The following is a 21,564-nucleotide window of genomic DNA, read 5'->3' on the forward strand; positions in this document are numbered from 1 at the left end:
GCGATGCCGCTGCGCCGGGCCAGCACCCTGGTCCCCGGCCCGGCGGCAGCACCCGGACCCGGTAACGCCGCCACATCGGCGGTGGACACCGGTTTCCCGCACGCCGAGCAGCAGACCTGCGGCGTGAACTCCGCACCGCATCGAGGACATCGCGGCCTTGGTGACCAGCGGCTAGCCCGCGCCCGGTCCCGCGCTGCGGATCCGGCGTTCAGCGCGGCACCGGCCACACCGGCGAAACCCGGCGCAAACCGGCGTCACCCCCACCGAGCGTGGACCACCCCCTCAGTCGGGAGTGCCCGCATGCTGCCTGATGGCGATCCCGATCGATCCGTCCGCCCCACGCAACAGTTTGTGTCCGCGAATGAGGGCGGTCCCGATGAACCCATATTTGCCGCCCACCACCTTCCGGACCCGCTCGGTGGCCGTGGCGTCCAGGATCTCGGCGTTACCGGTGCGGACTTCCGAACCCTTGGGCCGCCCCCGGTTGTCCGAGATCTGCACTGTGACCTCGGGGTTGCGGCGGATACGTTTGACCTTCCAGGCTTTCGAATTGGTCCACACCAGTAGGCGGTCTCCGTCGGGCGCCACCCACACCGGGGTGCCGACGGGTGAGCCGTCCTTCTTGTAGGTGGTCAACAGAACATATTTGGCCTGCGCCAGCTGGTCCCAGCTCATTGCTCCACGTTAGGCCGGGACCGGGCTCGCGTCACGGATTGCGCGCCGGGATCTGCGCGGCGACCGGTTGTCCCGACTCGGCCGGTGCCGGACGTGCCCGGAGTACGACCGCGCCGAGCACCGCCGCCGCCAGACTGAATCCCGCGCTCACCCAGGCGCCCACCGATACCGCGGCGGTGAAGGCCGTCTTCGCGTCCTCGACATATCCGAGTTCGAATGCCGCGCCGATGGAATCTCGCGCCGCCGACGGCGCGGCGCCGGGCATCCGCGCGGTGAACACCCCGGCCAGCACACTGCCCAGAATCGCGATACTCAGCGCCATCCCGACCTGCTGGAGCGTGTCGTTCAATGCCGAGCCCACGCCCGCGTGCCGGAGCGGGATCGCGTTCATGATCGCGGTGTAGGCGGCGGGACCCGCCAGGCCGCCGCCGACGCCCATGATCAGCATGCTGACCAGCACCGGCACATACCCGGATCCGACGGCCAGCACCACGAACGCCGCCGACATCACCGCGAGCCCGGTGACGATGAGTGTTTTGTTCGCGAGGTTCTTGCCCAGCGTCGCCCCCAGTCCGTTGCACACCGCACCCGCCAGGGCGTACGGCAGCAATGCGAGTCCGGCTTTCATCGGACCGTATCCCAGCACGAACTGCAGATACTGGGTGAGCATCAGCATCACCGCGCCCATCCCGAACACCATCAACAGCACCGTGGCGCAGGTGCCGGTGAAATCCCGGTTCGCGAACAGGCCCAGCGGCAGCATCGGGTTGTCCTGCCGCCGTTCCCACAGCACGAACGCCGCAGCCGCGGCGACCACCAGAATCAGGACCGGGATGTTCCATTCCCGTTCGATGATCAGAAATACGGTCGAGCCGAGAGCCAGGACCGACAACGCCACGCCCACGAGGTCGATCGGGCGCTGCGCACCGGTGGTCTCCGGCATCAGCGCGAGTGCGGCGACGATCGCCAGCACCGCCACCGGGATGTTCAGCAGGAAGACCGAACCCCACCAGTAGCGCTGGAGCAGCAGTCCACCCAGGGTGGGTCCCGCGACGATGCCGAGGATGGAGACGGTCGACCAGGCAGCCAGGGCCAGTCGGCGTTCACTTTCGTCGAAGGTGGTCATCAGAATCGACAACGTCGAGGGCATCAGCAGTGCGCCGCCGACTCCCATGACGGCGCGGGCGGCGACGAGTTGCCACGGTTCGGCGGACATCACCGCGGCCAGCGAGCCCACTGCCAGAACGACCAGCCCGAGTATCAGCATCCGCCGGCGACCGAACCGGTCGGAAAGGCTGCCCGCGGTGAGTAACAGCCCGGCGAAGACCAGCACGTACGAGTCGAGGATCCACTGGATATCGGCGGGGGTCGCGCCGAGTTCGGTGATCAGCGAAGGGATGGCGATATTCAGCACAGTGCCGTCGATCATCAGCACCAGCAGCGAGAGGCACAGCGCCGCGAGGATCAGCCATCGGCGCGGGTCTCGTACAGTGTTCGATTCCACTCGCACACTGTACGACCAAATCGAACAGTGTGCGAGTGCGGCTAGGATCGAGCTGTGGCCAACCAGTTCAGCTCCGTATGGACCCGTGAACCCCGCCGGCCCCGGACTTCGGGCCTGCGCCGGGACCAGATCGTCCGCGCCGCCGTCGCGATCCTGGACAAGGAAGGGCTAGACGCGCTGAGCATGCGCAGACTCGGCGCCGAACTGGACGCGGGCGCCACCAGCCTGTACTGGCACGTCGCGAACAAGACCGAACTGCTGGAACTCGCGCTCGACGAGATCTGGGGGCTGGTCGACGACCTCGCGCTCGATCGGACCGACTCGCTGCGGCAGTTGCTCACCACCTTCGCCTACAACCTGCGCGCCGCCCTGCTCGACCATCCGTGGTCGGCGACGCTCATCGGCCGGGTCCCGGCCATCGGACCGCAGGCGTTCCGGCTCAGCGAACGGCTCCGGCGCGCCTTCGCCGACGCCGGTTTCCAAGGGCTCGATATCTATCTCGCCAGCGGAACCATCACCAGTTTCGTACTCGGCCAAGTCATTCCGGTGATCGCGATGGAGAATTCCCACGGCGGCCGGGTCGACCGGGACAGCGTGCTGCGGACCCTGGACAAAGCGGCCGCGGATTACCCGGAGATGCGCGCCGACTATCGCTCGCTGATGCCCGAGGACCCCGGGTCCGGCCACGCGATGGGATTCGATTTCGGGCTGCTGTGCGTACTGGACGGCCTGGAGGCGCGGCGGCGCGCGCAGCAGACCGCGCCGCCGCAGCCCGCGACCGGCGAATCGGCGACACCACCCGGAACCGGCCGATGACCGTCGCCGGGCGACCCGGCATACCAGAAAGGAAGATGTGCGCACCGACCACGACTTCGTGACCTACCTCGGCGACCGGCTGGCGGCTCTGCCCGGGGTCGGCGCCGTCGCACTGGGTGGATCCCGGGCGCAGGGGACGCACCGACCGGACAGCGACTGGGATTTCGCGCTCTATTACCGCGACCGATTCGACCCCGCCGACCTACGCGCACTCGGCTGGCCCGGGGAGGTCTCCGAGCTCGGCGCGTGGGGCGGGGTGTTCAACGGCGGTGCGTGGCTGACGGTCGAGGGACGGCCGGTCGATGTGCACTACCGCGATCTGGCGGTGGTCGAACACGAACTCGCCGAGGCGGAGCTGGGCCGGTTCCGCTGGGAGCCGCTGGCGTTCCATCTGGCGGGGATACCGACCTATCTCGTCGTGGGCGAGCTCGCCGGCGCGCGGGTGCTGTCGGGCACGCTGCCGCGACCGGATTTTCCCGAGGCGATGCGGGGCGCCGCGCCGCCGGTCTGGCGCAACCAGGCCGCGCTGACCCTTCGCTACGCCCGCACGGCCTACGCTGCGCGCGGCCGGGTCACCGAGACCGCCGGCGCGCTGGCCACCGCGTCGATGCAGACAGCCCACGCGATCATGGCCGCACGCGGTGAATGGGTCACCAATGAGAAGCGCCTGCTCGAACGTGCCGGACTGCGTGGGATCGACGCGATCGTGGCCGGGCTGACGCCCGATCCCCCGAAATTGGCGGCGGCGCTCGATGCGGCGCGGGAGCTGTTCGCGACCGCGGATCCGGGGACCGCGGCCGACGGTGGGCGATGAGCCGTCGACGGCAGATCACGATGTTGTCTCGACAAGATCGAAGATCACATGTTCGGCAAGAAGATCCGCGCGGGGTGCGGACCCGGTCCGGTCCACTCTAGGCTCGCGGAGGGCTCGCGCCGCTGGAGCAACCCAGCGACCACGGCGCGATCCGCCCCGATTGCGGCGTGCCAGTGCCGCCGGCCGCCTCGCACGGCCCGACCAGCACCGATATCGCACCCCACGAGGGCGACGACTCCGAAGGATCCACGATGAAAAAGCTCGCCCTGACCGCTGCCGCCGTTGCGGTCCCGTTGCTCTTCGCCTCCTCCGCCGTCGCCGAGCCCACGCCCGTGATACCGGCGCCACCGGCCGTGGTCGCCGACGAATCGATCCCCTCGGGCCCGCTGGGCACCACATTCCAGATCCGGACGGGCGGGGATATGGCCGTCACCGTCCGGACCACCGACGCCGCGGTACCGCCCCGGGCCGACGGCCAGTCGGTGCTGGTCTACGAGGTCGCGGCCGAACAGACGGCGGGAATGCCCTATTTCCTGCCGACGCTCGACCTGCAGATGGTGACGGCGGACGGCGCGACGGTGTACCCGCTGACCGACGTACCCGGCGAGTATCCTTCCGGATTCCTCGAGCCGGGACAGCCGCGCAACGGACTGGTCGCGTTCGGGATCAGCGATCAACAGGCGCCCCGGGAGATCATCTTCTCCACCAGCGACCAGTTCGTCCAGAGCAGCTGGACTCTCTGACGCCGGACCTGATGGGCGCCACCGTGCGGCCGCACGATCCGGTCGGACGGTGAGCCCAGCGGCCTACTCCAGCTCGCCTTCGGTCTCCAGGTAGACCTGCCGCAACCGATCCAGCGTCTCCTGCTCCGGCGCTGCCCACAACTTGCGTTCGGCGGCCTCGAGCAGGCGTTCGGCGATCCCGTGCAGCGCCCACGGATTGGACTGCTCCATGAACTTGCGGTTGGTCTCGTCGAACACATAGCTCTCGGCGAGCTTCTCGTACATCCAGTCGGCGACCACATCGGTGGTCGCGTCGTAGCCGAACAGATAGTCGACCGTGGCCGCCATCTCGAAGGCGCCCTTGTAGCCGTGCCGGCGCATGGCCTCGAGCCAGCGCGGATTCACCACCCGCGCCCGGAAGACCCGGGTGGTCTCCTCCGAGAGTGTGCGGGTACGCACCGCGTCGGGCCGGGTGCTGTCGCCGATATAGGCCTCCGGGTTCTTACCGGTCAGCGCGCGCACCGTGGCGACCATGCCGCCGTGGTATTGGAAGTAGTCGTCGGAGTCGGCGATATCGTGCTCGCGGGTGTCGGTGTTCTTGGCGGCCACGGCGATCCGGCGATACGCGGTACGCATATCGTCGGCGGCGGGGGCGCCGTCCAGATCACGGCCGTAGGCGTAGCCACCCCAGGTGGTGTAGACCTGCGCGAGATCGTCGTCGGTACGCCAGCTCCTGGAGTCGATCAGCTGGAGCAGACCCGCGCCGTAGGTTCCCGGTTTCGACCCGAAGATACGGGTGGTGGCCCGTCGTTCGTCGCCGTGGTCGGCGAGGTCGGCCCGGGTATGGGCGCGCACATAGTTCGACTCGGCGGGTTCGTCGAGCGCGGCGACCAGGCGCACCGCGTCGTCGAGCAGACCCAGCACATGGGGGAAGGCGTCGCGGAAGAAACCGCTGATGCGGACGGTCACATCGACTCGCGGGCGACCCAGTTCGGCGAGCTCGACCACCTCGAGGGTGGTGACGCGGCGGCTGGCCTCGTCCCAGACCGGGCGCACCCCGAGCAGCGCCAGTACCTCGGCGATATCGTCGCCGGAGGTGCGCATCGCCGAGGTGCCCCACACCGACAGCCCCACCGAACGCGGGTATTCGCCGTGGTCGGCCAGGTAGCGTGCCAGCAGCGATTCCGCCATGGCCTGACCGGTTTCCCAGGCCAGCCGTGACGGAACCGCCTTCGGGTCGACGGAGTAGAAGTTGCGGCCGGTGGGCAGCACATTGATCAGGCCGCGCAGCGGTGAACCGCTGGGACCGGCGGGTACGAAGCCGCCGTTCAGGGCGTGCAGGACCCGGTCGATCTCGACTGCCGTACCGCGCAACCGCGGCACCACTTCGGTCGCGGCGAAACGCAATACCGACACCACCGCCGCGCGATCCCCACCGGCGTCTCCGAACAGGTCGGCGGCGTGCCGATCGACCAGATCCGGCACTGCCTCCGGCGCCCATCGGGCGGCCTGCAGCGCGGCGATCAGTTCCCGGGCCCGTGCCTCCACCGCATCGACCCGTTCCCGAGCTTCCCCGCCGGATTCACTGAGCCCCAATGCTTCTCGCAGACCGGGCACCGACATCTCGCCGCCCCACAGCTGGCGGGCGCGCAGCATGGCGAGCACCAGATCGACCTCGCCGTCACCGGCCGGGGCACGGCCGAGAATGTGCAGGCCGTCGCGGATCTGGACATCCTTGATCTCGCACAGCCAGCCGTCGACGTGCAGGAGCATATCGTCGAAGGACTCCTCGTCCGGGCGTTCGGCCAGCCCGAGATCGTGGTCCATCTTCGCGGCGCGCATCAGTGTCCAGATCTGCTGCCGGATAGCGGGCAGTTTGGCGGGATCCAACGCGGAGATATTGGCGTGTTCGTCCAGCAGCTGTTCGAGCCGGGAGATGTCGCCGTAGCTCTCGGCCCGCGCCATCGGCGGGATCAGATGATCCACCAGGGTGGCGTGCGCACGACGTTTGGCCTGCGTGCCCTCCCCCGGATCGTTGACCAGGAACGGGTAGATCAGCGGCAGGTCTCCCAGCGCGGCATCGGTACCGCAGGCCGCGGACATGCCGAGAGTTTTTCCGGGCAGCCATTCCAGGTTGCCGTGCTTGCCCAGGTGCACCATCGCATCGGCGCCGAAGCCGCCCGATTCCGGATCGGCGGCCAGCCACCGGTACGCGGCGAGATAGTGGTGACTGGGCGGAAGGTCGGGGTCGTGGTAGATCGCGACCGGGTTCTCGCCGAACCCGCGGGGCGGCTGCACCATGAGCACCACATTGCCGAAACGCAGTGCGGCGATGACGATCTCACCCCGCGGATCGGCCGACCGGTCGACATAGAGCGCACCGGGCGGCGGACCCCACGCCTCGACCACCGCGGTGCGCAGTTGCTCGGGCAGGGTGTCGAACCAGGCGGTGTAGACGGCCGCGCCGATCCGGATGGGGTTGCCTTCGAGCTGTTCGGCGGTGAGCCAGTCGGGATCCTGGCCGCCGGCCGCGATCAGGGCGTGGATCAGTGCGTCGCCGTCGGCTTCCTCGAGACCGGGGATGGCACCGGCCGCACCGAGGTCGTAACCGGCGGAACGCAGTTCGGTGAGCAGCGCGATAGCGCTGGCGGGGGTGTCCAGCCCGACGGCGTTGCCGATCCGGGCGTGTTTGGTCGGATAGGCGGACAGCATGAGCGCCAGCCGTTTCCGGTCCGCCGGAATATGCCGCAGCCGCGCGTGCCGCACCGCGATCCCCGCGACCCGCGCGGCGCGTTCGGCGTCGGGAACATAGGTGGACAGACCGTCTTCGTCGAACTCCTTGAAGGAGAACGGCACGGTGATGAGCCGGCCGTCGAACTCGGGGACCGCGACCTGGGTCGCCACGTCCAGCGGAGACATGCCGTCGTCATTGGCCTCCCATTGGGCGCGACCGCTGGTCAGGCACAGACCCTGCAGAATCGGCACATCCAGGTCGGCGAGCGCGCCGATATCCCAGGCCTCGTCGTCGCCGCCCGCCGACGCGGTCGCGGGTTTGCTGCCGCCGGCGGCCAGCACGGTCACCACCAGGGCGTCGGCCCGCCGGAGTGTATCGACGAGTTCGGGTTCGGCGGTGCGCAGCGAGGCGCAGTAGACGGGCAGCGCCACCGCGCCGGCGTCTTCGATCGCGCCGCACAGGGCATCGATGTATCCGGTGTTCCCGGCCAGATGCTGGGCTCGGTAGTAGACGACGCCGACCGTCGGCCGCCCGGAGCCCGGTTCGGTGTGGCGGGCGGTCCGCTCCAGCCGGCCCCAGCTGGGCAGTTGCACCGCTGGTTCGAACCCGTATCCGGTGAGCAGCACCGTATCGGACAGGAAGTTGTGCAGCTGCCGCAGATTCTGCGGGCCTCCGGCCGCCAGATAGTTGTGCGCGTCGGCGGCCACCCCGACCGGCACCGTCGAACACTCCATCAGTTCGGCGTCGGGAGCCATCTCGCCGCCGAGCGCCACCACCGGCACACCGCTCGCGCGGAGGGCGGCCAGACCGTCCTCCCACACCCGCTTGCCGCCGAGGATCCGCACGATCACCAGATCGGCATCCGTGAGCAACCCGGGCAGATCCTCCACCAGCAGCCGCGCCGGATTGCCCCACCGGTAGTCGGCGCCGCTGGCGCGCGCGCTCAGCAGATCGGTATCGGAGGTGGACAGCAGCAGAATCACAACGGTGACCTTCCTGGGGTGACGCGCCCGTCGGGGAGTTCATGTGCTCGCCGGAGAGGGTCTGGCTGTGTCAGTGGCGCGACCGCACCGGAATTCCACCGGTTTCCTCGTCACCCGTTCGAGCCCTCGGATGCTACCGCGTGCGCGGCGGCCGCCCAGACGCCGGACCACGGCCCGCACACCGTTCGAGGCCGAAGGCGCGACCGGGCCGGCGCGGGTTCCACGGTGCCGACGATGCGCCGACCGAACAGTGGCCGATCGGACCGCAGCACCGTGCGCACGTGACCGACCCCGACAGTAGCGACTTTCTATAGGTGTTTCCGTCACCCGTCGGCTGGATGACCGGCCCTGCTCCGGCGGCGTCGGCGCGGGTGGTCAGCGCTCGATCACGGAGGGCAGGGGATGCTCGGGGTCCAGCGCGGGCAGACCATCGATGCTGTGCCCGTTGTCGCCGGCGATCCGCCCGGCGAACTTCTCATCGGACTGCCTGGCGTGATGGGCATCGAGCACCGGGCGTTCGCCGACGAGGTCGTAGTAGGGCACCGAGTACCCGCACGAATCGGCAATGCGATCCACGGCGATCACGATCGCCATCCGGACACCGGGATGATCGTTCCCGAAATGCTCCCGGATCCTGTCGAACTCCGGGTCGTCGGGCCGGACGGCCCGGCCGGTGCCGAACAGGCGCAGGATGCGGGAGTTCCGGGTGAACGAGCAGAACATGATGGTGATCCGGCCGTTGTCGCGCAGGTGCGCGATGGTCTCCACACCGCTGCCGAACAGGTCGAGATAGGCCACGGTGTGGTCGTCCAGCACGGCGAAGGTGTCGCGGTACCCCTTGGGAGACAAGTTCACCCGGCCACCGTCGGACGGTGCGGTCGCGACGAAGAACATCGCCTGCTTCCGGATGAACTCGCGCAACGGCTCGTCGATATGCGCGAACACTTCGGCCACCGGGTTCCACCTTCTCTCGTCCCGATGCGGGGCTCGGGTTCGAAACCATCCTGCGCCCCGCGGCGCGGGGTGTCGAGCCGCGCCGGTGGTCTCGACCCGCTACGCATCGAGTCGCGCAACCTGCACGACCGCCTGGCGGGCGGTGGTGAGGACCCGCTCGGCGATCTCGTCGTACGTCAGCTTCTCTATACCGGGGGAGAATTGCAATCCGACCAGATGACCGCGCCCATCGACGGTCGCGGCGACGCACATATCGGCGGTCGCCACGGTCACGGTGGGTTCCTGCGGCGGCCGCTCGATCCCGGCGATCCGGCGTATTTCTTCGTACAAGCCGTGCAGCGCGGAGTCCGGGTTCGGATCTCTGTCGGTTCTGTTCTTCCACATTCGATATTCCTTCTCCTCGCGGAGAATTCCGATGCGAATCCGGACCGCACTGATCGATTCCTTCTCTGCGGTCGCGATAGTCCGCGAATCCCTCCCCGACCTCGCCGAACCGTTGCTACGGTGGCGAATCAAGTTCACTCAGCAGATTCCGGACTGTCAATCGGGCAGCGCCTCTGAACCGAACTACTTACAGAGTCTTGGGAATGGCATTCCCACGCGACGCCGCGGTGGACGCGAATCGGCGCCCGCCAGTGACCCGAGTCCGCTGGACGACCGATCGAGTACGTCCATCCGTACCGCCTTATGCTGGTAGATCATGGCGCGCACAAATCCCGATTCCTGCCCCGGCGTCCTGCGGTTGCACCAGGCCGCCGACGGTCCGCTGGCACGGGTTCGGGTACCAGGGGGAATGCTCTCGCCCGGTCAACTCCAGGTACTGGCCGAGGCGGCCGGGGAACTCGGGGACGGGAATATCGAGCTGACCTCACGCGGCAATGTGCAGCTGCGCCGCATCCGGGACGCCGACGCCCTCGCCGACCGGCTGGACGGCGCCGGACTCCTGCCGAGCCGGACCCATGAACGCGTGCGCAACATCATCGCTTCTCCCCTGTCGGGGCGGGTCGGCTCGCATCCCGATATCCGCCCCTTGGTCGCGGAGCTCGACGCGGGGCTGCTGGCCGCGCCGCGACTGGCCGAGCTCCCGGGCCGGGTGCTGTTCACACTGGACGACGGTCGCGGCGATGTGAGCGCCCTGCGTCCGGATATCGGGCTGTACGCACTCGACGACGACCGATTCGCGCTACTGCTCGCGGGCGGGGACAGCGGGATCCGGGTGTCCCTCGCCGAAGCAGTCGAAGTCCTGCTGGCGGCCGCAGACGGGTTCCTGGGCCTCGGCGGCGGCCAGTGGCGTCTGCACGAGGTCGACGACGGCGTGGTGCGCCTGTCCGCGCACCTGGGACTCACGCCCGGACCCGGCCGCGTAGAGCTTCCCGAGGCGCCCGACCCGCCGATCGGATGGCTACCGCAGAACGACGGACTGGTCGCGCTGGGAGCAGGGGTGCGCCTGGGCTCACTGCCGGCCCGGACCGCCGAGTTCCTCGCCGCCGTCGAGCGGCCCCTCCTGCTCACACCGTGGCGCGGCCTGATCGTCACCGACCTGGCGGAGGGGGCCGCCGAACAAGTGGTCCGGGTGCTGGCGCCGATGGGCCTCGTCTTCGACGCCGCCTCGCCGTGGTTGCGGATCACCGCCTGCGCCGGTCTGCCGGGATGTGCGAAATCCCATACCGACGTCCGCGCCGACGCCGCCGCCGCGGTCGAATCGGGGCGCACCGCGGCGGAGGGCACGGCGCCCGGGACCTCGATCCCCGGTGTGGAGGTCGCCACTGCCGGCCGCCAGCACTGGTCGGGTTGCGATCGACGCTGCGGACGGCCCACCGGTCCGGTCACCGACGTCGTCGCTGCAGCGGACGGGTACCGGGTAGTGCTGCCCGGCAGCTGAATTCAGCGCAGTACCCGTGACGAAGTGCGATTCGGCCCGCCCGGCGGGGGCCGGAGATCAGGCCGAGCGCACCCGCTTTACGCCCGCATAGGCGCGCGGCGCATACCGCAACCGGTCCGGGAGCACGGGCCACACGGTGCGGACCGCCGCCGCGAACACCCCGAACAGCTTCTGATCTGCCCTCGTCCAGCGCAGGTCGAGGATCTCCCGGGCCCGCTCGGGCATGAGCCCGTTGGCCAGCCATACATTGAACGCCATCACCGGCCGCCAGATCACCGACCACACCGGTTCGGGTATTCCGGGCATCGCCGGGATCCGCACGCTGCCCAGCCGGAGCGCGAACTCGGTGGTCGCGTTCGCTTCGAGCACTTCGTCGATGGTGCGGTTCCAGTACTCCTCGAAGTCCGCGTAGTTCGCCACCAGCACTCGGTCGGACAGTCCGTACATACGCCACCAGGTGATGCCCTCGGCGATCAGCTGGTCCTTCTCGGCGGCGGTGAGCGGGGTACCGAAATGCTCGTTGAGCGCGATCGTCAGTTCGACGAAAGTGGCGTGGGTCCACCAGTACACCTCGGGATTCAGCGCGTGATAGCGCGCACCGCGGGAGTCGGTTCCCTTCAGTGGCCGGTGGTAGTCGCGGACCCGCCCCGCCTGCGCGGCGGAATCGGCGTCGTAGATCATGCCCTGGATCTGCGGCAGCGAACGGATCAGGCGATCCCACGGGTCCTGGAAGAAGTTCGAATGATCCTGCAGTGCCGCGCCGACCGCCGGATGCATGTTCTGCAGGATTCCGGTGCGGCCCAAGAACAGCATGTTCCGCAGGTCTCCGGCGTATTCCCAGGTCAGCGACCCTGGTCCGAGTGGTGCGCCTACCAGTGGGGATGTGGCGGCGGTATCCGGGGCACCCATGATCTGACCTCCTTGTCGGCACGAGCACAGCGAGCGAAACTCTGAGACGGATAGTAGGTCATCGTCTCATTATCTCGCACAGGCAGGGTCGGCCGGATATTGCACCGGGATTCCCGTACGCGCGCCGCCACACTGTCGTATCGTCGTCTGGACTGATGTCCATACACTTGTGCATACATGCGGACCCGCCGCCGTCACGGGCCCCGGCCGGTAGGAGAAAGTAGGTTCACCGATGAAGACCAAAGGTGCTCTCATCTGGGAATTCAATCAGCCGTGGCAGATCGAGGAGATCGAAATCGGCGATCCCCGCACACACGAGGTGAAGGTCCAACTCGAAGCGGCCGGGATGTGCCATTCCGACCATCACCTGGTGACCGGCGGCATCCCGATGATGGGATTCCCGGTACTCGGCGGCCACGAAGGCGCCGGCGTGGTCGTCGAAGTCGGTGAAGGCGTGGACGATCTCGCGGTGGGCGACCACGTCGTGCTCTCGTTCATCCCGTCGTGCGGGAAATGCCGGTCCTGTCAGGCCGGTTTGCGCAATCTGTGCGATCTGGGCGCACTCCTGCTCGCGGGCACCTCGGTGACCGACGGGTCGTTCCGCATCCAGGCCCGCGGCCAGGATGTCTACCCGATGGCCCTGCTGGGCACCTTCTCGCCGTACCTGGTGGTGCACCAGAGTTCGGTGGTGAAGATCGACCCGTCCATCCCGTTCGAGGTGGCCTGCCTGGTCGGCTGCGGTGTGACCACCGGATACGGATCGGCCGTGCGCACCGCCGATATCCGGCCCGGCGACGATGTCGCCATCATCGGTCTCGGCGGGGTCGGGATCTCCGCCCTGCAGGGCGCCGACCACGCGGGCGCCCGGTTCATCTTCGCGGTCGACCCGGTGCCGTGGAAACGCGAACAGGCACTGAAGTTCGGGGCGACCCATGCCTACGCCACCATCGAGGAAGCCACCGCCGCCTGCGCGGAGATCACCTGGGGCGGTATGGCCAAGAAGGTGATCGTGACCGTGGGCGAGGTCCACGGCGAGGACGTCGACAGCTGGATGGGCATCACCGCCAAGGCCGGAACCTGCGTACTCACCGCCATGGGCAATCTGACCGACAACAAGACCACGTTGAACCTGTCCATGCTGTCGCTGCTGCAGAAGAACCTGCAGGGCACCATCTTCGGCGGCGGCAACCCGCACTACGACATCCCGCACCTGCTGTCGATGTACCAGGTGGGCAAGCTGAACCTCGACGATATGGTCACCCGCCAGTACCGGCTCGAGGACATCAACGACGGCTATCAGGACATGCTCGCCGGGCGCAATATCCGCGGCATCATCCGCTACACCGACGCGGACCGCTGATCCGCGCGCGCACCCGACCACTACGAGGAGGATTGTGTGAGTTACCGGGTCGTTCAGTGGGCCACCGGATCGGTCGGCCGCGCGGCGCTCGAATGCGTCATCGACCACCCCGACCTCGAACTGGTGGGCTGCTGGGTGCACTCGCCGGGCAAGAAGGGGCGTGATGTGGGCGAGCTCATCGGCCGCGAACCCCTCGGCGTCACGGCGACCGACAGCATCGACGAGATCCTCGCGCTGGCCGCCGACGCGGTGGTCTATGCACCGTTGCTGCCGCGCCCGGACGAGGTGGCGGCACTGCTGCGGTCCGGGAAGAACGTCGTGACGCCGGTCGGCTGGTTCTACCCGGCCGATACGCAGGCCGAGCCGATGCGGCAGGCCTGCCTGGAAGGCGGAACCACCTTGCACGGCACCGGGATCGATCCCGGTGGCGTCACCGAGGTGTTCCCGCTGATGCTGTCGGCCATGACCGCGGCGGTCACCTACGTCCGCGGCGAGGAATTCTCCGATATCAGGACCTACAGCGCACCCGATGTCGTCCGGCACATCATGCGATTCGGCGCCACCCCGGCCGAAGCCGCGGAAGGCCCGATGACGAAACTGCTCGACGGCGGATTCCGGCAATCGGTCCGGATGATTCTGGATACGCTCGGATTCACCACGACACCGGAGATCCGGACCGTGCACGAGATCGCGGTCGCCACCGCGCCGATCGACTCACCGATCGGAACCATCGAACCCGGGCGGGTAGCCGGGCAGCGATTCCACTGGGAGGCGGTCGCCGCGGGTGAGACCGTGGTGCGAATCGGCGTCAACTGGCTGATGGGCCAACAGGACCTGGACCCGCCGTGGACCCTGGGCGAGGCCGGGGAACGCTTCGAGATCGAGATCGACGGCGATCCCGGCACCTTCGTCACCATCCGCGGCTGGCAACCCGAACCCGGCGACCCCGCGGATGCCAAGAATCCCGGCATCGCCGCGACCGCCGCGCATTGCGTCAACTCGATCCCGTATGTCTGTGCGGCCGAACTGGGAATCCGGACCTCGGTGGACCTTCCGATGGTGACGGGCCGGGCCCACCCGAGATTCCTGAACACCGGACAGTGACCGGCTGCTGTCCGGAGCACGGAAACCGTTCCGCGCCCGAGTGATTCAGGCGCGGCGCAGCGCGAGCACCGGAATCGTGCGGAACCCACTCGCCTTCTGTTCGTACTCGGCGAACCCGGGGTACCGGCGCGCCTGTTCGGCGTAGACGCGGTCGCGCTGTTCGCCCGTCACCTCCGCCACTGTCACCGGATAGGTTTCCGAACCCCGCTCCACCGTGGCCTGCCCGGCGGCGGTGAGGTTGTGATACCAGTCGGGGTGGGCCGGCGCTCCGGCCTTGCTGGCGAACAGGTAGACCAGACCGTCGGGATCCTGCTCGTCCGCCATGTACATCAGCGGGGTCACCGCATCACGACCGGACCGGCGGCCCCGGTGGTGCAGCAACACCATCGGCGCGCCCTCGAAAGGTCCTCCGACCCGGCCGCCGTTCGCCCGGAATTCGGTGATGATCTGGGTGTTCCAGTCCTCTGCCATACCCGGCATTATGCAGGTGGACAACGAGTGAGCCGGTGCACCTGGTCGCCCGGCGGGTCCCGGCCCGCACGGCCGGCACACGCCGCTGAATCGAATTCGTCAGCGCAGGCACAAGGGCGCGATATCGGGCCATCCGCCGGGGGTGGGCGAGGTGAGGTACATGCACGGTGTCTGGCCGGCCCCGGCGATGGCGGCGCGCACCTGGTCCCAGGTGGGGGCGTCGAGCGCGGTGTCACGGGCCAGGACGAAGCCCGACAGCCGAGTCGGGTCGGTGACCAGCGCCCACGAATAGTCGGGGGCGAGGGCGGTGACGATGTAGTTCGTCGGCCCGTCGAGTGCCTCCTGTCCCGGGACTCCCGGGAAACTCACGTGCAGTTGCGCCCCGGTCACCGCATCGTTGACTCTGGCGGTACCGCGGATCTCGTTGCGCCCACCCGACCAGGTCGTACACGAATTGTGGACGGCGACATCGCCCTGCGGGTCGAGTGTGTACTCCGCCCGGGTGTCGCGAGCGCAGTCGAGGTTGAACGGCTGGGGTACGGCGGCCAGTTGATTCCAGGTGCCGAGATACCGGTCGAGATCCAGGGCAGGCACCGGCGCGGGGCCGGTGGGACCCGGCGGCTGCGCGACGGCACCGCCGGCGGCGGCCACGGCGCCGAAGGCCATGAGGGCGGCCACCAGGCCGAGGGTGCGGCGAACTGTTCGATGCGCTGTCACAGAAACTCCTCGCGGTCGGCGGTATGTGACCATTCTAACCCATAGAGATGCATAATCGATGCGTACAGACCTGGCTAGGAGGAGCTATGACAGCAATGCGGATCGCTCGCTTCATGGGCGCTGCCACCGCGTGCTACGGGCTGGCAGTCGCGGTGCGCCCGGCCCTGCTGCTGCGACCGTGCGGCTGGTCCGACGACGACCCGGCCCGGCGCGCCCTGGCCCGCACGACCGCCTTCCGCGATCTCGCCTCGGGACTCGGCATGGCGCTCGCGCCGACTCCGGCCGCCCTGCGCATCGCGACCGGGGGCCGGGTGATCTCGGATTTCTCCGACGCCGGCGTCCTGGCCGTGGCGTTGCGCGGGCAGCCGCAGCGCGCCCGGGCAGTCGCGGTCGCCGCCGGCTGGGGCGTGCTGTGCGGCGCGGCCGGACTGGCCGCGACGAGGACGGAATGAATCCGGCCACGCGGATCCGAGCGCCACACGGGCGCCGAAGTCCCGGGTCCGGCCAGGAGCGCGAACCGGGAAAGGCAGAATGAGACGATGTCCGACGGTTCCGCCCCCGCCACCGACGCGGCCGGGTACACCGTCCGCGCGGTCGCCGATCGCCTCGGCATCCCCACGGCCACCCTGCGCAGCTGGAACCGGCGCTACGAAATCGGGCCCACCGGGCACCGTCCGGGAACCCATCGCCTGTACACCGAAGCCGATATCGCGCAACTGAATCAGATGCTCGAACTCATCCGCGCGGGCGCCACACCCGCCGGCGCTGCGGCGGCGGCGCGGGCGCCCGTCTCGGCCCCCGGCGACCGGACCTCGCTGCTCACCGCCGCATTCGAGCTCGACTATCGTTCGGTGACCACGCAATTGGCTGCCCACCTGCGCGTCCACGGCGTGGTAGCGACCTGGGAACGACTGTGCCGGCCCGCGTTCGCCGATATCGTGGCACGACAGCTGGGCGGCGAAGGCTGCATCGATGTCGAACACCTCCTGTCGTGGTGCATCACCTCGGCGCTGCATCGCAACAACCCGCCGGCCCCGCTGGGTCGCCGGCCCATCGTGCTGGCCTGCACGAGCGGGGAGACCCATGCGCTGCCCCTCGAGGTATTGCGCGCCGCCCTGGCCGAACGCGGGGTCGGCGCACAGATGCTCGGGGCGGATGTGCCCACCGACGCCCTCACCGACACTCTGCACCGGTTGCGTCGGCCCGCCGATCTGATGCTGTGGTCGCAGCACGAATCGACCGCGCTGACCTCCAGCGTGCGCGCGAGCGCCGAGGCCGGTGCGCGGGTCTTCGTCGGCGGCCCGGGATGGGACGCGGTGATCCTCCCGCCGCCGGTCGAGCGGCTGATGACCCTCACCGAAGCAGTCGATCGACTCGCCTGATCCCACGGCGCCTCCCACCGCACCGAACCCACCCGTCCGGCGACCCGGGCATGGCGAACCACTGTCCCGGCGGCATGCCCGCTCGACGGCAGATTTTCGCCCCGACTCGCCAGCCGAGACGAAACGATGCATACTCGATGCATAAGTACGCGGCCTGCGGTCGCCGAGCGGAGGAGTGTGATGGTCGAGCAGGGCACAGCGGACCGGTCCGTGCGGCAGGTGGCGGTAGTGGGCAGCGGAGTCGCGGGACTCACCGCGGCCTGGGTGCTCGCGGGCACGGCCCGGGTCACCCTCTACGAGGCCGATACCCGGCTGGGCGGTCATGCCGACACCCATTCGGTCTGCGCCGCGGACGGCCGCGCGCTCGGCGTGGACACCGGATTCATCGTGCACAACGCACGGACCTACCCGACACTGCTGCGCCTGTTCGCCGATCTCGGCGTCGCTACCCAGGAAACCGATATGAGCATGTCGGTGCGCTGCGACGGTTGCGGGCTCGAATACGCGGGCGCCCGCGGTCTCGGCGGATTGTTCCCCCGGGCAGCTTCCCTCACGCGCGGGCGGTACCTGCGGCTGCTCGCCGAGGTGCCGCGCTTCCAGCGCCTGGCCCGTGCCGAACTGACGGCCGGACCGGCGGCGGCGCCTACCCTCGGTGAGTTCAGCCGCCGAGCCGGCTTCTCCCCCTACTTCATCAGCCATTTCCTGACGCCGCTGGTCTCGGCCGTGTGGTCGTGCGATCCGATGACCGCGTTGCGCTATCCGGCCCGCTACCTGTTCACCTTCCTGGAGCACCACGGCATGCTGACCGTTTTCGGCTCACCCACGTGGCGGACGGTCCGCGGCGGTTCGGCGACCTACGTGCGGGCGGTGGCCGAACGGCTCGACGCGGTCCTGCCCGGCACACCCGTACGCACGGTGAACCGGCTGCCCGACGGGGTGGCCGTCCGTGACGCCGCCGACGAGGTCCGGGTCTTCGACGCCGCGGTGATCGCCACCCACCCCGACCAGGCGCTGCGGATCCTCGCCGAGCCCACCGCCGTCGAAGAAGCCGTCCTGGCCGCCATGCCCTATTCGGTGAACCGGACCGTGCTGCACACCGACGCCGCCGTACTGCCGACGGCCCCGCGGGCCCGAGCTTCGTGGAACTACCGGCTCCCCGGATGCGACGCGACACCGGACCGCGTACTGGTGAGCTATGACCTGACCCGGCTGCACCGCCTCGCCGGGGCCGCCGAGCGCCGGTTCGTGGTCACCCTCGGCGACGAGGACGCCGTCGACCCCGGCACCGTCCTGGACCGGATGGTCTACGAGCATCCGCAGTACACGCCGGAATCCGTGGCGGCCCAGCGGCGGCTCGGCGAAATAGGCTGCGCACGGGTCGCTTTCGCCGGCGCATACCACGGCTGGGGGTTCCACGAGGACGGTGCATTGTCCGGGCTGCGCGCCGCCGAACGACTCGGCGCGCGCTGGCCCGACCGTTCCCTACGGCCCATACCCACGTCATGACCGGCCGGCTCGTGTACACCACCATCGACCACGTGCGCCACACTCCGGTGCACCACCGGTTCCGGTACCGCAGCTACAGCTGGCTGGTCGACCTCGACGATCTACCACGGCTGCCCCGCGCGCTGCGACCGCTGGCCGAGCTGCGTGCCCGCGACCACCTCGGCGACCCGGAGCGCGGCCTACGTGCGAACGTCGACGACTTTCTGGCCGAACACGGAATCGGCCTGACCGACGGCCGCATCCTGATGCTGACCAACGCGCGGGTTCTCGGCTTCGTGTTCAACCCCCTCACCCTCTACTGGTGCCGCGACCGGACCGGAAGGCCGGTATGCGTGGTCGCCGAAGTGCACAACACCTACGGCGAGCGTCACCGCTACTTGCTGCGCACCGACGACCGCGGCCGCGCCGACACCGCCAAGCAGTTCTATGTGTCGCCGTTCAACGATGTATCCGGCGAATACCGGATGCTGCTGCCCGAGCCCGGCGACCACCTGGATCTGTCCATCACACTGCGGCGCGACCGCCCCGTTCTCACCGCGTCGGTACGCGGCACGTGCCGCCCCGCGTCCACCGGCACGATCCTGGCCGCCGCACTGACCATGCCGCTGGCACCGTTGGCCATCGCGGCCCGGATCCGGATCCAGGGCATCCGGCTCTGGCTGCGCGGCCTTCCTGTCGTACCCCGTCCCGTATCGCCGACCGAGGAGCCGTCCCGGTGACCACCGAATTGACCATCCCGACCGCACCACCCGGTCTGTCCTGGCCCGATGTCGACCGGGTCCCCACCGGCGTCCGCGCCTCGGTCGCCGCCGCGGTGGCGCACCGGCTGTTCCGCCGAGCCCTCGGCCGGCTGCCGTTGCGCGTCGAATATCCGGACGGCACGGCCCTCGGATGCTCCCGCGGCGACCTCGGCGCACCGCGGCTCGTGCTGCACCGTCCCGACGATTTCGCGGCCCGGCTCGGCGTCTCCGGACTGATCGGCTTCGGCGAGGCCTATATGGCCGGCGACTGGTCGGCGCCCGATCCGGCCGCCGCGCTCACCGTGCTCGCCGCGCACATCGAGAGCCTGATCCCGGCCGCGCTGCAGACCCTGCGCGGACTCTATGTAGCGAAACATCCTGGCGCCCAACGCAACACCCGCGACAACACCCGCGACAACATCGCCCGCCACTACGACCTCTCCAACGACTTCTTCGCGCTGTTCCTCGACGAGACGATGACCTACTCGAGCGCGCTCTTCCCGGCGACCGCACCGCCACCGCGCTGGCCCGACCTCGCCGCGGCCCAGCACCGCAAGATCGACCGTGTTCTCGACGCGGCGCGGGTGGGCCCCGGAACCCGGGTCCTGGAGATCGGCACCGGCTGGGGCGCCCTCGCGATACGCGCGGCCGAGCGCGGCGCGCGGGTACGGTCGGTGACCTTGTCCACCGAGCAGCGCGAGCTGGCCCGCGCCCGAATCGATGCGGCGGGTGCGACCGACCGGGTCCGGGTGGATCTTCTCGACTATCGCGAGGTGGACGGCGAATACGATGCCGTCGTCTCGGTGGAGATGATCGAAGCCGTCGGATGCGAATATCTCGATACCTACTTTCGATCCATCGAGGGCCTGCTCGCTCCGCGCGGCCGGGCGGCGCTGCAGGCGATCACCATGCCGCACCGCCGGATGCTCGCCACGCGCGATACCTACACGTGGATCCAGAAATACATCTTTCCCGGTGGTTTCCTGCCCTCCACCCGGCTGATCGCCGAGACGGTCGCGCGCGGCACCGAACTACGCGTGACCGAGCGGTTTCCGATGGGCGCGCACTACGCGCACACCCTCCGCCTGTGGCGGGAGCGGTTCGACGAGTACACCGACCAGGTAGACGGTCTGGGCTTCGACCCGGTGTTCCGGCGGATGTGGCAGTTCTACCTGGCCTACGCCGAAGCCGGGTTCCGCAGTGGTTACCTGGATGTCGAGCAGTTCGTGCTGACCAGAAGAGACGAGGAGATCCGATGATCCGCGCAGTCGACACTCTGCTCGACCGGACGATAGTGCCGGGCTACACCCGCCTCGGCTTCCATCTGCGCCGAACCTGCTGGACCCGGGACGACCCGGCGGCCGGTGCGTTGCGCGGGCGGACCGCGATGGTGACCGGCGCGAATTCGGGCATCGGCAAATCCATCGCGACCCGGTTCGCGGCGCTCGGGGCCGCTACCGTGCTGGCGGTGCGCGACCTCGACCGCGGTGGCCGGGCCCGCCGCGAAATCCTCGATGCCGTCCCCGGCGCCGACGTGGAACTGGCGCAGTGCGATGTGGCCGAGCCCGCTAGCGTCGACGCCTGCGCCGACGCGCTGGCCCGCGACCACGGCACGCTGGACGTGCTCGTCCACAATGCCGGTGTCCTGCCCATCGATCGCACCGAGAACTCGGCCGGCCACGAACTGACGCTGGCCACCCATGTGCTCGGCCCGCTGCGCCTCACCGACCGGCTGACCCCGCTGCTCGCCTCCGCCGGCGACGCCCGGATCATCTTCGTCGCCTCCGGCGGGATGTACGCCCAACCGCTCCCGGTCCGGGACCCGGAGTACCGCCGCGGCGAATACCGCGGCGCCACCGCTTACGCGCGCACCAAACGGATGCAGGTCGCGTTCGCGCCGCTGCTCGACGGGCGCCTCGCCGACCAGGGGGTGAGCGTGCACAGCATGCACCCGGGCTGGGTCGACACACCCGGGATCTCCGCCGCGCTCCCCCGCTTCAGTTCCGCATTGCGTCCCGCCATGCGCACCGCCGACGAGGGCGCCGACACCGCGGTCTGGCTCGCCACCACCACGCCGTCGCCGATGTCGGGACACTTCTGGCACGACCGGCGGATCCGCCACGAGCACTATCTGCGGCACACCCGTTATCCGGAGGACCATCTGCTGTCGCTGTGGTCGTACTGCCTCGATGAAGCGGGCGCCGGTTTGCATTGACCTCGGGTTCCGCGCGCACCGGCGGCGGCCGGTCACCCGATCCGGACAGCGCCGGGGATACCGTGTCGTACGGCAC

The 21,564-nt window shown here is 69.2% G+C and carries 20 protein-coding genes; 12 read left to right on the forward strand and 8 right to left on the reverse strand.

All coding sequences use genetic code 11. The features are described 5' to 3' along the window. Positions 1-282: 282 nt before the first annotated feature. Positions 283-675, reverse strand: coding sequence for a PPOX class F420-dependent oxidoreductase (locus OG804_RS11500; protein WP_328396703.1), 393 nt, complete (start codon positions 673-675; stop codon positions 283-285). A gap of 31 nt (positions 676-706) precedes the next feature. Further along, positions 707-2,179: an MFS transporter gene (locus OG804_RS11505; protein WP_328396705.1), complete on the reverse strand. Its 1,473-nt coding sequence runs from the start codon at positions 2,177-2,179 to the stop codon at positions 707-709. A gap of 54 nt (positions 2,180-2,233) precedes the next feature. On the opposite strand from OG804_RS11505, the gene OG804_RS11510 reads away from it, so the two are divergent. The 3 genes from OG804_RS11510 (at position 2,234) to OG804_RS11520 (ending at position 4,552) form a co-directional block, all read left to right on the forward strand. Next, complete coding sequence (locus OG804_RS11510; RefSeq protein ID WP_328396708.1) at positions 2,234-2,995, forward strand: TetR/AcrR family transcriptional regulator; 762 nt, start codon at positions 2,234-2,236, stop codon at positions 2,993-2,995. A gap of 37 nt (positions 2,996-3,032) precedes the next feature. Further along, positions 3,033-3,809 (forward strand): nucleotidyltransferase domain-containing protein, encoded by a 777-nt coding sequence (locus OG804_RS11515; RefSeq protein ID WP_328396710.1) that lies wholly within the window; start codon positions 3,033-3,035, stop codon positions 3,807-3,809. 251 nt (positions 3,810-4,060) lie between these two features. Further along, on the forward strand, positions 4,061-4,552 hold the full coding sequence (locus tag OG804_RS11520) for a hypothetical protein (RefSeq protein ID WP_328396712.1): 492 nt from the start codon (positions 4,061-4,063) through the stop codon (positions 4,550-4,552). A gap of 63 nt (positions 4,553-4,615) precedes the next feature. Here the strand turns inward: OG804_RS11520 and cobN are convergent, their stop codons facing one another. The 3 genes from cobN to OG804_RS11535 all read right to left on the reverse strand — a co-directional run bounded on the left by cobN (position 4,616) and on the right by OG804_RS11535 (position 9,586). Then, positions 4,616-8,248 carry a cobaltochelatase subunit CobN gene (gene cobN, locus OG804_RS11525; RefSeq protein ID WP_328396714.1) on the reverse strand — a complete coding sequence of 1,211 codons (3,633 nt, stop codon included), beginning with the start codon at positions 8,246-8,248 and terminating at the stop codon, positions 4,616-4,618. A gap of 375 nt (positions 8,249-8,623) precedes the next feature. Next, entirely contained in the window at positions 8,624-9,202 is a 579-nt protein-coding gene (locus OG804_RS11530; RefSeq protein WP_328396716.1) for a pyridoxamine 5'-phosphate oxidase family protein, read from the reverse strand. 99 nt (positions 9,203-9,301) lie between these two features. After that, positions 9,302-9,586 carry a hypothetical protein gene (locus tag OG804_RS11535; RefSeq protein ID WP_328396718.1) on the reverse strand — a complete coding sequence of 95 codons (285 nt, stop codon included), beginning with the start codon at positions 9,584-9,586 and terminating at the stop codon, positions 9,302-9,304. Between the two features lie 316 nt (positions 9,587-9,902). Between OG804_RS11535 and cobG the strand changes: the two genes are divergently transcribed. Then, positions 9,903-11,084 carry a precorrin-3B synthase gene (gene cobG, locus OG804_RS11540; protein ID WP_328396720.1) on the forward strand — a complete coding sequence of 394 codons (1,182 nt, stop codon included), beginning with the start codon at positions 9,903-9,905 and terminating at the stop codon, positions 11,082-11,084. A 57-nt stretch (positions 11,085-11,141) separates the two neighbouring features. Here cobG and OG804_RS11545 read toward each other — a convergent pair whose 3' ends face one another. Continuing rightward, positions 11,142-11,993 carry an oxygenase MpaB family protein gene (locus OG804_RS11545; protein WP_328396721.1) on the reverse strand — a complete coding sequence of 284 codons (852 nt, stop codon included), beginning with the start codon at positions 11,991-11,993 and terminating at the stop codon, positions 11,142-11,144. A gap of 232 nt (positions 11,994-12,225) precedes the next feature. On the opposite strand from OG804_RS11545, the gene OG804_RS11550 reads away from it, so the two are divergent. Beyond that, positions 12,226-13,353 carry an NDMA-dependent alcohol dehydrogenase gene (locus tag OG804_RS11550; protein ID WP_328396724.1) on the forward strand — a complete coding sequence of 376 codons (1,128 nt, stop codon included), beginning with the start codon at positions 12,226-12,228 and terminating at the stop codon, positions 13,351-13,353. 36 nt (positions 13,354-13,389) lie between these two features. Beyond that, positions 13,390-14,457 (forward strand): NAD(P)H-dependent amine dehydrogenase family protein, encoded by a 1,068-nt coding sequence (locus OG804_RS11555; protein WP_328396726.1) that lies wholly within the window; start codon positions 13,390-13,392, stop codon positions 14,455-14,457. Positions 14,458-14,502: 45 nt separating this feature from the next. Here the strand turns inward: OG804_RS11555 and OG804_RS11560 are convergent, their stop codons facing one another. Together OG804_RS11560 and OG804_RS11565 are read right to left on the reverse strand one after the other, a co-directional pair. Then, positions 14,503-14,928 (reverse strand): nitroreductase family deazaflavin-dependent oxidoreductase, encoded by a 426-nt coding sequence (locus tag OG804_RS11560; protein ID WP_328396728.1) that lies wholly within the window; start codon positions 14,926-14,928, stop codon positions 14,503-14,505. A 99-nt stretch (positions 14,929-15,027) separates the two neighbouring features. After that, positions 15,028-15,594 (reverse strand): lipocalin family protein, encoded by a 567-nt coding sequence (locus OG804_RS11565; protein WP_442941873.1) that lies wholly within the window; start codon positions 15,592-15,594, stop codon positions 15,028-15,030. A gap of 137 nt (positions 15,595-15,731) precedes the next feature. On the opposite strand from OG804_RS11565, the gene OG804_RS11570 reads away from it, so the two are divergent. From OG804_RS11570 to OG804_RS11595, 6 genes are all read left to right on the forward strand, one after another. Beyond that, complete coding sequence (locus OG804_RS11570) at positions 15,732-16,097, forward strand: hypothetical protein (RefSeq protein WP_328396732.1); 366 nt, start codon at positions 15,732-15,734, stop codon at positions 16,095-16,097. Positions 16,098-16,184: 87 nt separating this feature from the next. Continuing rightward, positions 16,185-17,027: a MerR family transcriptional regulator gene (locus OG804_RS11575; RefSeq protein WP_328396734.1), complete on the forward strand. Its 843-nt coding sequence runs from the start codon at positions 16,185-16,187 to the stop codon at positions 17,025-17,027. 180 nt (positions 17,028-17,207) lie between these two features. After that, positions 17,208-18,533: an NAD(P)/FAD-dependent oxidoreductase gene (locus OG804_RS11580; protein WP_328396736.1), complete on the forward strand. Its 1,326-nt coding sequence runs from the start codon at positions 17,208-17,210 to the stop codon at positions 18,531-18,533. Further along, positions 18,530-19,252, forward strand: coding sequence for a DUF1365 domain-containing protein (locus OG804_RS11585; RefSeq protein ID WP_328396738.1), 723 nt, complete (start codon positions 18,530-18,532; stop codon positions 19,250-19,252). The genes OG804_RS11580 and OG804_RS11585 overlap by 4 nt, the downstream gene beginning before the upstream one ends. Then, positions 19,249-20,532, forward strand: a complete 1,284-nt coding sequence (locus OG804_RS11590) for a cyclopropane-fatty-acyl-phospholipid synthase family protein (RefSeq protein ID WP_328396740.1) — start codon at positions 19,249-19,251, stop codon at positions 20,530-20,532. The genes OG804_RS11585 and OG804_RS11590 overlap by 4 nt, the downstream gene beginning before the upstream one ends. Next, positions 20,529-21,488, forward strand: coding sequence for an SDR family NAD(P)-dependent oxidoreductase (locus OG804_RS11595; RefSeq protein ID WP_328396742.1), 960 nt, complete (start codon positions 20,529-20,531; stop codon positions 21,486-21,488). Before OG804_RS11590 ends, OG804_RS11595 begins: the two co-directional genes overlap by 4 nt. Positions 21,489-21,564 lie beyond the last annotated feature (76 nt).

The sequence above is a fragment of the Nocardia sp. NBC_00416 genome (assembly GCF_036032445.1).
Taxonomy (GTDB): Bacteria; Actinomycetota; Actinomycetes; order Mycobacteriales; family Mycobacteriaceae; genus Nocardia.